The sequence below is a fragment of the Chitinophaga sp. OAE865 genome, assembly GCF_040546735.1.
Classification (GTDB): Bacteria; Bacteroidota; Bacteroidia; order Chitinophagales; family Chitinophagaceae; genus Chitinophaga; species Chitinophaga polysaccharea_A.
The window spans coordinates 1,381,803-1,396,501 of sequence record NZ_JBEPOF010000001.1 but is presented as its reverse complement, the minus strand read 5'-3'; the positions used below and the strand labels follow the sequence as shown (position 1 = coordinate 1,396,501).

The 14,699-nt window shown below is 47.3% G+C and carries 10 protein-coding genes; 6 read left to right on the top strand and 4 right to left on the bottom strand.

Going from position 1 to position 14,699, the window contains the following annotated elements; translation table 11 throughout:
• Nucleotides 1-20: 20 nt before the first annotated feature.
• The 6 genes from ABIE50_RS05860 (at nucleotide 21) to ABIE50_RS05835 (ending at nucleotide 7,781) form a co-directional block, all read left to right on the top strand.
• Nucleotides 21-1,184, top strand: a complete 1,164-nt coding sequence (locus tag ABIE50_RS05860) for a Gfo/Idh/MocA family protein (RefSeq protein ID WP_142684024.1) — start codon at nucleotides 21-23, stop codon at nucleotides 1,182-1,184.
• Nucleotides 1,185-1,206: 22 nt separating this feature from the next.
• Nucleotides 1,207-2,262, top strand: coding sequence for a sugar phosphate isomerase/epimerase family protein (locus tag ABIE50_RS05855; RefSeq protein ID WP_209867089.1), 1,056 nt, complete (start codon nucleotides 1,207-1,209; stop codon nucleotides 2,260-2,262).
• 54 nt (nucleotides 2,263-2,316) lie between these two features.
• Entirely contained in the window at nucleotides 2,317-2,733 is a 417-nt protein-coding gene (locus ABIE50_RS05850) for a c-type cytochrome (protein ID WP_142684026.1), read from the top strand.
• Between the two features lie 30 nt (nucleotides 2,734-2,763).
• Entirely contained in the window at nucleotides 2,764-3,486 is a 723-nt protein-coding gene (locus tag ABIE50_RS05845; protein ID WP_142684027.1) for a 3-keto-disaccharide hydrolase, read from the top strand.
• A gap of 131 nt (nucleotides 3,487-3,617) precedes the next feature.
• Nucleotides 3,618-4,361, top strand: a complete 744-nt coding sequence (locus ABIE50_RS05840) for a ThuA domain-containing protein (protein WP_209867091.1) — start codon at nucleotides 3,618-3,620, stop codon at nucleotides 4,359-4,361.
• A 9-nt stretch (nucleotides 4,362-4,370) separates the two neighbouring features.
• Nucleotides 4,371-7,781 (top strand): ThuA domain-containing protein, encoded by a 3,411-nt coding sequence (locus ABIE50_RS05835; RefSeq protein WP_209867093.1) that lies wholly within the window; start codon nucleotides 4,371-4,373, stop codon nucleotides 7,779-7,781.
• A 67-nt stretch (nucleotides 7,782-7,848) separates the two neighbouring features.
• On the opposite strand, the gene ABIE50_RS05830 is transcribed toward ABIE50_RS05835, so the two are convergent.
• The 4 genes from ABIE50_RS05830 to ABIE50_RS05815 form a co-directional block, all read right to left on the bottom strand.
• Complete coding sequence (locus ABIE50_RS05830) at nucleotides 7,849-8,655, bottom strand: GNAT family N-acetyltransferase (protein WP_209867095.1); 807 nt, start codon at nucleotides 8,653-8,655, stop codon at nucleotides 7,849-7,851.
• Nucleotides 8,656-8,660: 5 nt separating this feature from the next.
• Nucleotides 8,661-10,943, bottom strand: coding sequence for a GH92 family glycosyl hydrolase (locus ABIE50_RS05825; RefSeq protein ID WP_209867096.1), 2,283 nt, complete (start codon nucleotides 10,941-10,943; stop codon nucleotides 8,661-8,663).
• A 132-nt stretch (nucleotides 10,944-11,075) separates the two neighbouring features.
• Nucleotides 11,076-13,370 carry a GH92 family glycosyl hydrolase gene (locus tag ABIE50_RS05820; RefSeq protein WP_209867098.1) on the bottom strand — a complete coding sequence of 765 codons (2,295 nt, stop codon included), beginning with the start codon at nucleotides 13,368-13,370 and terminating at the stop codon, nucleotides 11,076-11,078.
• A gap of 223 nt (nucleotides 13,371-13,593) precedes the next feature.
• Entirely contained in the window at nucleotides 13,594-14,610 is a 1,017-nt protein-coding gene (locus ABIE50_RS05815) for a LacI family DNA-binding transcriptional regulator (RefSeq protein WP_209867100.1), read from the bottom strand.
• Nucleotides 14,611-14,699: the final 89 nt, after the last annotated feature.

Below are 14,699 nucleotides of genomic sequence, written 5' to 3'. Positions count from 1 at the left end.
TTAAAACGATAATTGTAAATATGACACGGAAACTTAGAATGGGAATGATAGGAGGCGGGAAAGACGCCTTCATTGGTGCAATTCACCGTATTGCAGCCAATATGGACGGACTGATTGAGCTGGTAGCGGGCGCGCTCAGTATCAATAACGACATCGCGGTGGAATCAGGTAAAATGCTGTTCCTGGACCCTGAACGTACTTATCTCGATTTCAAAACCATGCTGGAAAACGAAGCAAAAATGCCTGCAGAGAAAAGGCTGGACTTCGTGACCATCGTTACACCAAACTTCGCCCATTTTGAACCGGCCATGATGGCACTGGATCTGGGTTTCAACGTTGTTATCGAGAAACCGATCACATTCTCCCTCGACGAAGCCAAACAATTAAAGGCAAAAGTGGAAGCCACCGGCTTAACATTGCTGCTTACACATACTTACACCGGCTATCCTATGGTAAAACAAGCCAGACAGATGGTGAAAGACGGCGCACTGGGCAAAATCCGCAAAGTATGGGTGGAATACCCGCAGGGATGGCTCAGCAAACTGAGTGAAAGAGAAGGTAATGCACAGGCAGCCTGGAGAACCGATCCTAAAAAATCAGGTAAAAGCGGCTGTATGGGCGACATCGGTACCCACGCGGCTAACCTGGCCGAATACATCAGCGGCGCTAAAATTGAAAAATTATGTGCTGATCTGAATATCCTGGTACCCGGCCGCGCATTGGACGACGACGGCGCTGTGCTGCTCCGCTTTGATAATGGCGCTGCCGGCGTTTTAATGGCATCGCAGGTGGCGGCAGGAGAAGAAAATGCACTGAAGATCCGCGTTTATGGCGAAAAAGGCGGCCTGGAATGGGCGCAACATGAGCCGAATACCCTGCTGGTAAAATGGCTGGATAAACCTACCGAAATTTATCGCGCAGGTGGTGGATATACCTTCCAGTCATCCTACATGACACATAATACCCGCACACCAGGCGGCCATCCCGAAGGATACCTGGAAGCATTCGGTAACCTGTACCGCAACTTCGCACAAACCTTATCTGCTAAAATTGATGGGGTACAACCCTCTCCGGAATCACTGGATTTCCCGGGCACAGAGGAAGGCGTACGTGGTATGGCGTTCATCGATAATGTAGTACGCTCTTCACAAAGCGATGCTAAATGGACTAACTTCGAGATATAATATTCATCACCAGCTTGAGTATATGAAAACGATTAAAGGACCTGGTATTTTTCTGGCGCAGTTCATGGGAGACGAAGCGCCTTTCAATAATCTGAAATCCATTTGTGAGTGGGCGGCCTCCATTGGCTTTAAAGGAGTACAGATCCCCACCTGGGAAACACGCCTGATCGACCTGCAAAAGGCTGCTGAAAGCAAAACCTATGCAGATGAGATCAAAGGCATCGTGAATGCAGCCGGACTGGAAATCACAGAACTGAGCACGCACCTGCAGGGGCAACTGGTAGCAGTAAATCCTGCTTTCTCCGAGATGTTCGACGGCTTTGCTCCCGCACAATATCACAATAATATCCAGGCACGTACAGAATGGGCGGTAAACCAGCTGAAATACGCTGCGAAAGCCAGCCGTAACCTGGGCCTCACTGCCCATGCTACTTTCAGTGGCGCACTGTTGTGGGCGCCGGCCATGTATCCGTGGCCACAGCGTCCGGCCGGCCTGGTGGAAACCGGGTTTGCCGAACTGGCAAAACGCTGGCTGCCGATCCTCAATGAATTTGATGCCAACGGCGTAGACGTTTGTTATGAAATTCACCCTGGGGAAGACCTGCACGACGGTATCACTTTTGAGCGTTTCCTGGAAGCTACCGGCAATCATAGCCGCGCTAACCTACTTTATGATCCGAGCCACCTGTTGCTTCAATGCCTCGATTACCTGGAATATATCGATATTTACCACGAAAGGATTAAAGCCTTTCACGTAAAAGATGCCGAATTCAATGCCACCGGACGCTCCGGCGTTTATGGCGGATACCAGGCATGGATCGACCGCCCAGGCCGCTTCCGCTCTCTCGGAGATGGCCAGGTAGATTTTAAATCCATCTTCAGCAAAATGGCGCAATACGATTTTGCCGGCTGGGCCGTTATGGAGTGGGAATGTTGTATCAAACACCCGGAAGATGGTGCCAGGGAAGGCGCCCCTTTCATTAAGGATCATATTATCCGTGTTACTGAAAAGGCATTTGATGACTTTGCAGGAGGCGGCACAGATGAAGCCTTTAACAAAAGAATATTAGGCTTGTAGGCCAACTAATCCACCGATCGTAGTAAACAATAACCAAATAAAAAAAAACAACAAATGAGAAAGAGATATCTGGCGCCGCTCGTATTAAGTGTATTATTCTTTGCAGCTTGCGGAGGTGGTGAGAAAAAAACAGAAAATGCTGACAGCGTTAGCACTCATGAAGAAAGCCCCGCAGCAGATAATTCAATGGTATCGCCAAGTGCCAGCAAACCTGTAAGCAAAGGCGAAACCCTGATGGCTCAAAGCGATTGCAAAACATGTCATAAAGAAGAAATGAAAGTGGTAGGACCAGCCCTGAAAGATATTGCAGGCAAATATCCTAACACACCGGAAAATGTGGACAAACTGGCCGATAAAGTAATCAAAGGCGGTTCCGGTAACTGGGGTGAAGTAGCAATGTTACCTCATCCACAGATTTCAAAAGATGATGCAAAAGAAATGGTAAGCTATATCTTATCTATTGGCAAATAATTGATTCCATCATTAACTCAATCATCCGGAATGAAAAAATTAATCATGGGCGCGCTGATGATAGCTGCCGTTCTCGGCACTACCGCGGTAAAAGCCCAGAAATTAAATACCCTGTCGGCCAAAGAGAAAAAACAGGGATGGGTACTGTTGTTTGACGGTACTTCTACCAAAGGCTGGCATACATACCTGAAGTCGACGGCCAGCCCCGCATGGAGCGTGACCGACGGCGCTATCGGGTTGAACCAGGAAGCCAAAAAGAATGGCGCGCCGGGTGGAGATCTCGTTACAGACGCAGAATATGAAAACTATGAGCTGAGCTACGAATGGAAAATTTCCCCGGGTGGCAACAGCGGCCTTATCTTCAGCGTTCACGAAGATCCGTCTTTAAGCCAGACTTATCTCTCCGGTCCTGAAATGCAGGTAATTGATGATGCGGGCCATCCCGACGGCAAAAACCCAAAACACAATGCGGGTGAATTGTACGATCTCATCAAATGCCCCACCAGGCCGGCTAAACCTGTTGGTGAATGGAACTCCGCCAAATTAACAAAGAAAGATGGTCACCTGACCCTCTGGCTCAATGGTGTGAAAACTGCAGAAACAACCATGGGCACTCCTGAATGGGATGCACTGGTAGCAAAAAGCAAGTTCCACGACTGGAAAGAGTTTGGCAAACATCCAAAAGGCCACATCGCCCTGCAGGATCATGGCGACGATGTTTGGTACCGTAATATCAAAATAAGAGTTCTTTAATTTCCGATAGCTAAAAGCATTAAACAAAAAGCTACTGAAGCGGAGATGGGCGCTCACTTATCTCAATACTTCAGTAGCTTTTTGTTTTTTACTTTTCCGAATTTTTCATTTCAATTCCCACGTAAAATAACATGAAAGCATTAACCGCGTTTATTGCACTCTTGCTCCTTGCCGGCACTATTTCAGTGCAGGCAAAGCACAAACACAAAGCCAAAAGGGTACTTGTGTTCTCAAAAACAAAAGGCTTCCGCCACGATTGCATCCCTGCTGCCAAAATAGCCATCATGCAACTTGGAAAGGAGAATGGCTTTGAAGTAGATACTACTGAAGATGCCAGTGCCTTTACTCCCACCAACCTGAAAAAATATGCAGCCGTAATTTTCAGCTGCACCACCGGCGATGTACTCGACAGCGCCCAACAGGTAGCCTTTCAAAACTATATCCACAAAGGAGGTGCATGGATGGGCATCCATGCGGCTACAGATACAGAGTACGACTGGCCATGGTACAACAAACTGGCTGGCGCCTGGTTCCTGAGCCATCCCAGCCAGCAAACAGCCACCCTTAAAGTAGTGGATCATAACCATCCTGCTACAAAAGATCTACCGGATGAGTGGGTCCGCAAAGACGAGTGGTACAACTTCAAAAATCTTAACCCCGATGTACACGTGCTCATCAAAATTGATGAAACCAGCTATACCGGCGGGAAAAACGGCGATAACCATCCCATGTGCTGGTATCACAATTTTGAAGGAGGCCGCGCCTTTTATACGGAAATGGGACATGTGAAAGAAGCATACCAGGATCCCGTATACCTGAAACACTTACTGGGTGGCATTGAATACGCCATCGGCAACTGGAAACCCAAAAACTAATCATTTATAATGAAACGTACTCTCAGAATATTTTTGCTGCTGGCACTGGTGGTAGTGGCCCTGGCAGCCTGTAAAAAATCCCGGCCGGGCAAGCCGAAGGTGCTGGTATTTACCAAAACCAGCGGTTTCCGCCACAGCTCCATCCCCGTTGGTATTAAAGCCATTCAGAAACTTGGACAGGAAAACGGGTTTGATGTAGATACTACTGAAAACGCCGATAAATTCACTGAAGATATACTGGCACAATACGCTGCGGTCATCTTCCTTAATACCACCGGTGATGTACTTAATAACTACCAGGAAGCCGATTTCGAAAGATATATCCAGGCAGGCGGTGGTTATGTGGGTGTACATGCCGCTGCTGATACAGAATACGAATGGGGCTGGTATAACCACCTCGCGGGCGCATGGTTCCAGAACCATCCTCCCGGCGTTCATAAAGCTATAGTTGATGTAATAGAAAAATCTTTTCCCGCTACGGAAGGCCTTCCTGAAAAGTGGGAACATACCGATGAATGGTACAATTATAAAAATGTGGATACCACCACTACCGTACTGCTGAAACTGGACGAAAAGTCGTACCAGGGTGGTACAATGGGCGGCAATCACCCTATCAGCTGGTATCATGATTACGATGGCGGCCGCGCTTTTTATACCGGTCTGGGTCACACGGAAGAATCCTATACCGATAGCCTCTTCCTGAAACACCTTGCCGGCGGTATTAAATATGCCATCGGGAAAAACCTGGTGCTCGATTATAGCGCGGCAAAAACCCTGCGCGTACCGGAAGAGGACCGCTTCACTAAAAATGTGCTTGTATCCGGTGAGTTCTTTGAACCAACGGAAATGGCTATACTCCCCAACCTGGATATCCTGGTGGCGCAGCGCCGCGGGGAACTGATGCTTTATAATGCAGCAGAAAAAAGGCTTTCTCAGGTAGGCTTTCTGAAAGTATATCATCATACCGATGTCCCAAACGTGAATGCAGAAGAAGGATTCCTTGGCCTGGCCGCAGATCCCGACTATAAAAACAATCATTACATCTACGCGATGTATTCTCCTGCAGACACCTCTGTAAACCGTTTGTCGCGTTTCAAATTTGAAAACAACAAACTGGATATGTCTTCTGAAAAAGTGATCCTGCAATTCTATTCCCAGCGCGATATATGCTGTCATACCGGCGGCTCTATTGCCTTTGGACCAGGCGGGCTACTGTACTTATCTACAGGTGATAATACCACTCCGTTCGATGAGCCCGGGCAGAAATATGTGAGCAAAGGATACGGTCCTACCGATGACCGCCCTGGTCACCTGCAGTACGATGACCGCCGTGGTTCGGCCAACACCAACGATCTGCGCGGAAAGATCATCCGCATAAAAGTTGAGGCAGATGGTTCTTACACTATCCCGGATGGCAACCTGTTCCCTAAAGGCACAAAAGGTACACGCCCGGAAATTTATGCCATGGGTACGCGCAATCCTTACCGTATGTCGGTGGATCAGAAAACAGGCTATGTATACTGGGGAGAAGTAGGCCCGGATGCCAACAACGACGATTCGTTGCGGGGACCCAGGGGATACGATGAAATAAACCAGGCTAAAAAACCGGGCTTCTTCGGTTATCCCCTGTTTATCGCCAACAACAAACCATACCGCCAATACAATTATGAAACAGGTGAAAGCGGCGCTTTTTATGATCCGCTGAAACCAATTAATGATTCCCGCAACAACACAGGTCTGAGAGAACTGCCACCGGCTACGCCAGCTTTCATCTGGTACCCATATGCAAAATCAGAAGAGTTCCCGATTGTAGGCAGTGGTGGCCGTAATGCCGAAGCCGGTCCCGTTTATCACAGCGAGTTTTATCCAAAAGAAACACGTTTCCCGGATTACTACAACGATAAATTATTCATTTACGACTGGATCCGTGGATGGGTGATGGCCGTAACAATGGACAAGAACGGCAACTTTTCCAAAATGGAAAAGTTTATGCCCAATACTAAACTGAACGCCCCTATCGATATGGAAATGGGCCCCGATGGCCGTTTGTATATACTTGAATATGGTAACGGATGGTTTAGCAAAAATGCAGACGCCGGTCTTTCCCGCATTGATTTCAATGGAGGCAACCGCGCGCCTGTAGCCAATATACAGGCTACGCGTACCACAGGAGGCCTGCCATTTAAAGTAACCTTATCTGCCGAAGGGTCAAAAGATCCTGATGGTGATAAGCTCACTTATCTCTGGAATTTCGGCAATGGCAGTAAGAAAGAAACTACTGAGCCTACGGTAGAATTTACCTACAGCACTGCCGGTGAATATGCAGTATTTGTAGAAGTGGCAGATGATAAAGGCGCTAAAACAAAGAGTAAATCCATAGAGTTATACGCTGGTAACGAAACGCCTGAGGTGAAGATCAATATCACCGGTAACCAGATGTTTTATTTCCCTGGCAAACCTGTACAGTACGCGGTTAATATCTCTGATAAGGAAGATGGTAACTCCGCAGATGGTAAGCTGGATGTCAACAATATCTTTGTAAAGGCAGACTATACCCAGGGACGTGATAAGGCAGCGCAGCCGCAGGGTCACCAGATCATTACCGGCGCTATTGCAGGTAAAAATATTATGGAAGTATCCGATTGTAAAACCTGTCACAAACCGGATGAAAAATCCATCGGGCCATCTTTCAAACAAATAGCAGAGAAGTATAAGAACGATCCTGCCGCACCTGAAATGCTTGCTAAAAAGATCATTAATGGTGGTGGCGGCGTATGGGGCGAAACAGCCATGTCGGCCCACCCTGGTATTTCTGTTGGAGAAGCAAAACAACTGGTGGAATATATCTATTCTATTGGCGGCAATGCGCCTAAGGTGCCATCCCTGCCTGTTAGCGGCAGCATCAGTCCTACATTGGGCGGTGAGCCAAAAGAGAACGGTGTGCTGTACCTGCTGGCCAGCTATACTGATAAGGGCGGCCCCGGCATTAAGCCTATCACCGGCACCGCATCAGTGGAATTGGTGAGCCCTACACTGGCCGCTGCCGACTTCAGCAAAGCAGACGGCGTTGCTGTATTTGCAGCGAATGGCATAAAGTTCCTTATCCCTTCCAATACAGAAGGATGGGCTACTTACAATAAGCTGGACCTGACCGGTGTAAGCGGCATAGAGCTCGCATACATGGTACAGGAAACGCCACAATCCGGTTTCACGGTGGAAGCATTCCTGGATGATGCTAATGGTACCCGTTTGGGAGAAGTAACCATAGGCCCTGGCGCTCAGCCTAAAATAGCCAACAACGTAAACTTCAGCTTTGCGCCGGTAACTGATGGCAAAAAGCACAACCTGTATTTCCGGTATAAAGCACTGGATGCTGCACAGAAAGTACAGTTGGGTATTGTATCATTTACTTTGCATTGACAATAACTGATTTTATAAAAAAGAAAGGGGCGATGTTTGCATCGCCCCTTTCTTTTTCTTAATAAACTTACTTATGCACTGCGTAATTCCTGATAGTAAATTGCTCTTCAAAACCCATTTCAAGATAGATGCCCTTTCCCATCTTCGATGCCTGCAATGTGGCATAGGCGGCATTAAGCGCTATAGCTTCATTTAATACATACGCCATAATTTCATTGGCAACCCCCTTTCTCCTGGCTTCGGGGATTACGCCTACACCGTGTATGCCTGCAATACCATCCTGAAGATGCAATATAGCAGTACCCACCGGCTGCCCATCCAGCAGTGCAAGGTAATAACGTAAATCACTATACGTAACTTCCAGGATCTTCTGATCAATGCTGTAACCAAACGCCTGGGGGTAAATACCGGCCCACAGTGCTGCATCTGCCGGCGTAGTCACCGCGCAGAACAGCAACCTGTTTTCCTTGTGAAACGGCTGCTCCAGTTTCAGCGACATTCCCGCCTGTTCAGAAGCTTGTACACCTCCATGCGCTATGATCAATTCTTCCCCGGTGGTATTCCAATAAGGGATTACCATCCTGCCGGAAGGCGCACTCTCCAGAGCGGAAGTGATTGTTTCTTCCGTTATTTCGCTGTTAAACCATAGCTTATTAGGCCATTCCATGCCGGGAATGCTGCACCAGCCAAAAGACGGGTCTTCCACACAGGCATTAAAAGGCGTTCCTGCAGTACGCCACACTGAAATAAGGTTATCTTTATTTGCCTTAATAATATCGTTCATCTTATTACTTATACAGGCAATATAGTAATATACCTGCACAAAAAAGGCTGCTTCCATCAATGGAAACAGCCAGTTGTCTGATCTGGGCACTCTTGTTATTTCTTCCGTTTGGCGCTCATATAAAAAGTAATGGTACCGCCATTCATAATATCTGCATGCGTAATATACAAACGGTTTAAGGGCGCGCCGTTCAGTAACACCTTTTGCACATACACATTCTTATCGCTTTGATTTTTTACATCCACCACAAAGGTTTTGCCATTTTCCAGTTGCAGGGTAGCCTTATCAATGGCTGGGCTACCCAATGAATACTGGTCGGAGCCCGGGCATACCGGGTAAAAGCCCAGTGTAGTGAAAATGTACCAGGCGCTCATTTGCCCGCAATCATCGTTACCGCCAAGGCCATCAGGACCAGGATGGTACATCTTTTTCAGGATCATCCGCACACGTTCCTGCGTTTTCCACGGGTAGCCGGTCCAGTTATACAGGTAGGCTACATGATGTGAAGGCTCGTTACCATGTACGTAGTTACCGATAATACCATCGCGGGTGATATCTTCCGTTTCAGCAAAAAATTTGTCGGGAAGCTCCATTGTAAACAGCGAATCGAGGTGGGTGGTAAATTGCTTTTTACCTCCCATCATGGCAATCATTTCATCCGGGTAGTGAGGCACATATAAACTGTAGTTCCACGCATTTCCTTCAATAAAGCCCTGGTCGTGCGTTTGCAGCGCATCAAAATTCACTTTGAAAGTACCGTCATTCAACCTGGGGCGCATGAATCCTGTATTGGAATCATATACATTCTTGTAGTTCAGGGAACGCTTAATAAACTCTTCATAAATATCTGTCCGCCCCAGTTTCTTTGCTACCTGCGCAATACACCAGTCGTCGTATGCATACTCCAGCGTTTTTGAAACAGAAGAGCCATTTTTGTCTTCAGGTATATAGCCTCTGTCGATATAATACTCCAGTCCGTCGTAGCTGCGGTGGCGCGCCGTAGTTACGCAGGCATCCAGCGCTTTATTCACATCAAAAGGCGCATTGCCTTTCATAATAGCATCAGCAATTACCGATACGCTGTGGTAGCCGATCATACACCAGTTCTCGTTAGCGTAGTGCGACCAGATGGGCAGCATATGTTGCGCGCTTTGCTCATAGTGATTGAGCATCGACTGGATCATATCCGCATTTCTTTTCGGTTGGATCACGTTAAACAAAGGGTGTAGTGCACGGTAGGTATCCCAAAGTGAGAAGGTAGTATAGTTTGTATAACCGTTAGCGGTATGTATGTTCATATCCAGGCCGCGGTAGGCGCCATCCACATCCATATAGGTAGTTGGATTGATGAACGCATGGTACATGGCGGTATAGAAGTTTTCCTTCTCTTCACGGCTCTTTGATTCGATGTGAATTTTATTCAGCTCTTTTGTCCATAGTGCCTGTCCGTCTCGCTTCACCTGGTCAAAGTCCCATCCGGGGATTTCTGCGCGCAGGTTTTTCAGCGCTCCTTCTGTACTCACCGGCGATAATGCAAATTTTATTTTGATCTTTTCACCGGGCGCTGTCTTAAAGTCGAAATAAGCGCGGATCTGTTTTCCCGCCATTTCGGGGAAGTTCTTCGATTGGTCAAACTTTCTCCAGAAGCCTTTATATACATCCTTAGCATAGTTCTGGTGCCCGTATTGTACAAAGGGTTTGGAGAAGGTCATCGCAAAATATTCTATTCTCGTACGTGCCCAACCGTTAGTTTGACGAAATCCGGTGATCAGGGTATCATTCTCTACCCTGATAAAGGTCCATACGTTTTTGTTTTCGTAGTTGTAGATGCCCGACATCATATCCAGTATGATATGCGCCTGGTTTGTGCCGGGGAAGGTATACTGGTGAAACCCAACACGGTTGCTGGCAGTAAGCTCAGCGATGATATTATCATCTTCCAGTTTCACTTTATAGTAAGCTGGTTCTGCCACTTCGGTGCTATGTGAAAATGCGGACCTGTAACAGTTTTCGGGATGATCTGCCGTACCGGGGTTTAACTGCAGTGTGCCAGTTGTGGGCATGATCAGGAAATCGCCCAGGTCTGAGTGGCCTGTACCGCTGAAGTGGGTATGACTGAAGCCCACAATGGTTTTATCTTCATACTGATAGCCGGCGCAATATTTATAAACATCGGGATTATATTTCCCGTTCATCTCATAGGGAATGGTATCCGTTTCCGGGCTGAGCTGCACCATACCAAAAGGTACAGTAGCACCGGGATAGGTGTGTCCCATCCGTTGAGTGCCCGTAATGGGCTTTACATATTGTATAACGTTTTCCTGTGCAGATGTGCCCAGGTACAAAAGGAGGAATAAAGGTAAAAGTAGTTTTCTCATGGCGGTTGATTTTAACGGGTTTTGTCCTGGAACAAGACAAAATCCGCGTAAGGAAATTAAGTACATCCCGAAGAGTCGGGATGAAATATTTCAGTGAACAATGAAAATCGTTTATACATGTATGTTAGTATATTACTTACCCGCTGTTGCTGAAAAAGAATATGGAAAAGCAGCGGGGTCTGTTCCTCTTGATTTCTCAGGAGCAGCGCCCATTTGGAATTCCAGGGTACCGCCTTTCTGCAGGTCCTGGTGGCTGATCCAGTTCTTTGTATATGGCTGTCCGTTCAGAGAAGCCTTTTGCACGTACAGGTTGGTATCGCTGTTGCCTGGCGCATTGATCACCATCTGCTTACCATCTTCGAAAGTCATGGTGAGTTTGGCAAAGAGCGGTGTACCAAGCACATATTGCTGGGTACCCGGGCATACAGGATAGAAGCCCATTGCAGAGAACACGTACCAGGCGCTGGTTTGGCCGTTGTCTTCATCACCGCAGTAACCATCAGGAGTGGCTTTATACAGCCGGCTCATTACCTGGCGGATCCAGTATTGTGTTTTCCAGGGCTGGCCTGCGTAGTTATATAGATAGATCATGTGCTGGATGGGTTGGTTGCCGTGTGCATACTGTCCCATGTTCATGATCTGCATTTCGCGTATTTCGTGGATAACGGTGCCATAGTAACTTTCATCAAATACCGGTGGCATATTGAAAACAGAGTCCAGCATTTTGGCGAACATTTCACGGCCGCCCATCAGTTTGGCCAGGCCTTGAACATCGTGGAATACAGACCAGGTATAGTGCCAGCTGTTGCCTTCTGTAAAGGCATCTCCCCATTTGAACGGATTGAACGGTGTCTGGAATTTACCATCCTTGTTCTTTCCGCGCATCAGTTTTGTTTCCGGGTCAAAAAGATTACGGTAGTTCTGGGAGCGCTTTTCAAAAAGATCGATTTCTTTTTTCGGGCGGTTCAGTGCTTTTGCCAGCTGGTAAATGGTGAAGTCGTCGTAAGCATATTCCAGGGTACGCGCGGCGTTTTCATTTACTTCAACGTCGTAAGGCACATAGCCAAGTGAGTTATAGTATTTAACACCCAGGCGGCCTACGGAGCTTAGCGGGCCTTCGTTTTCAGTATTCTTCAGAATAGCCTTATACAGGTTATTGATATCATATCCGCGGATACCTTTCAGGTAAGCATCAGCAATCAGTGAAGCAGAGTTGGAACCCACCATACAGTCGCGGTGACCGGGGCTTGCCCACTCTGGTAACCAGCCGCTTTCATTATAAGCGTTAGACAATCCTTCCATGATATGCGAACTGAGTGTAGGGTACATCAGGGTGAAGAAAGGATGTACAGCGCGGAAGGTATCCCAGAACCCGTTGTCGGTGAACATATAGCCGGGTAATACCTGGCCATTGAAGGGGCTGTAGTGTACTATTTCGTTCTTTGCATTGATCTCATAGAACTTGCGCGGGAAGAGCATAGTGCGGTACAGGGAAGAGTAGAAGGTGCTTACCTGTTCGCTGGAACCGCCTTCTATGGCCAGCCTGCCAAGTTCTTTATTCCAGATGTCTTTTGCTTTCTTACAGGTGGCGTCGAAGTTATCCTGGCCGATTTCACGTTGCAGGTTTAGTTCGGCCTGTTCAAAGCTGATAAAAGAGGAGGCGGTTTGGATGCCTACTTTCTCACCTTTCTTTGTTTTAAAGCCTACCACAGCACCGGTATGATCTGCCTGCAGTTCCAGCTGGCCTTTCACCAGTACGGAATCGTGCCAGATATCGGCAACTGTAAATGGCTTATCAAATTTGATGATAAAGTAATTTTTGAAATTGGAAGGCACGCCACCGCTGTTTTTGGTAGTATAACCAATGATCTTCTTTTCTTCCGGTAATATTTTAATATAGGAACCTTTATCGAAGGCATCTACCACGATGAAGGCACTGTCGGTGGCCGGGAAGGTGAAGCGCAGCTGTGCGGCTCTTTCTGTGGGCGTAATTTCCGTGGTAACATCCGGATCAGCGAGGTATACGCTGTAATAATATGGCTTTGCCACTTCCGATTTATGGGAGAACCAGCTGGCGCGTTTGTTCTGGTCGAACTTTACGGTACCGGTAACGGGCATAATGGCAAACTGGCCATAGTCGTTGATCCAGGGAGAAGGCTGGTGCGTTTGTTTAAATCCCCTGATCTTGTCAGCGGTATATTGATAGGCCCAGCCATTTCCCATTGTATTGGTTTGCGGCATCCAGAAGTTCATGCCCCATGGCAGGGCGATAGCAGGATAGGTGTTCCCGTTTGATAAGCTTACTTTAGAATCAGTGCCCATCAGGGTATTCACCCATTCTACCGGTTCAGCAACTTTATTTACCGTTTGGCTGTATGCACCATGCAGGCAGAATAAAGCGGCTGCTAACAGTCCAACTTTTTTCATGATTAGATATTATATACAACAAAAATGATCCTTTTAGCCAACATCACACTCGCGGTGTGAAGATACCGTGAAATTTTAACAAAATCGATTTAGCACAGGTACAGAAAAAAAAGATTCAGCGAATCCTTTTTCCGTTAAGCTCTAAAAGCTGGTTCTAAAAATAAAACTATTTTTCCAGCAAATACAAGTATTCAACGGTTTTTTTATAAGCGGCGCCCGAGACTCAGGCCGATCCCCGCAGGATAAATTTTCCAGGCAACTCCACTGCCGTTTTCTTCATCGGGCCGCTGTTTTTATCCAGCTGGTGCATCAGCAGGTCTATGGCCGTTTTGGCAATACCCTCTATGGGCTGTTCTATCACTGAAATACCCGGCGGGTATAAACGGAAGATATCATGGTCATCGAAACACAATACCGCGATGTCGTCGGGCATCTTCAGCCCCATCCTGGCTATCACTTCCAGTCCCAGGATGCCAAGGTAGTTAGTGGAAAAAAAGATGGCATCCAGTTCGGGATTGCCCTCTATAAAGGCCTGCAGCTCATTGAGGGAATCTTCCCGCTGCCGGTGATACTGCAGCTGCAGGATATGTTTCTTCTTTACCGGTATCTTATGTTCTTTCAATGCAGTGGTATAGCCCCGCAGGCGCTCTTCTATCTGTATCAGTTTCACATCTACCATCACAAACCCGATTTTGGTAAGCCCTTTCCCTATCAGGTGTTTCATTCCCTGCTGTACGCCGTCAAAATTGTTGATCAGCACATAGGGAGTTTTGATGGATGGGAAATAGCTGTCCATCAGTACTATCGGCTTATGCTGCTGTACCAGGTGCTGGATTTCCTTTTCCATCCCCGGGGCCGGGGTGATCAGGTAGCCATCCACCATTTGCCGGCCAAGCATGCGGATCAGCTCCCCGCCTTTCTGGGCATTATTTTCAGTACTGCAATATACCACGTTATAGCCTCTGCGCTCCGCTTCGGTTTCTATGGTTTTGGCAAGACTGGCAAAAAAACTTCCTGAAATACTTTCTACGATCAGTCCCAGGGTTTTGGATTGCCCTGTCCGGAGGTTCACGGCCATACGGTGGGGCTCATATCCACACTTTTCAGCCACCTGCATAATCCTGGTAGCTACCTCGTCGCGGATACGCATTTGTTTCCCTTTTCCGTTCAAAACGAACGAAACCGTGGAAGGGGCCACTCCGGCCATTTTAGCAACGTCCTTAAGGGTTAATCGCTTCATGTATAGTGATTGGTTTTGGCATATATGAAAATGAGCTCCCTGAACATTCCCACATTCGTTCAGTTATTACATATTACAGGGCTATGTTA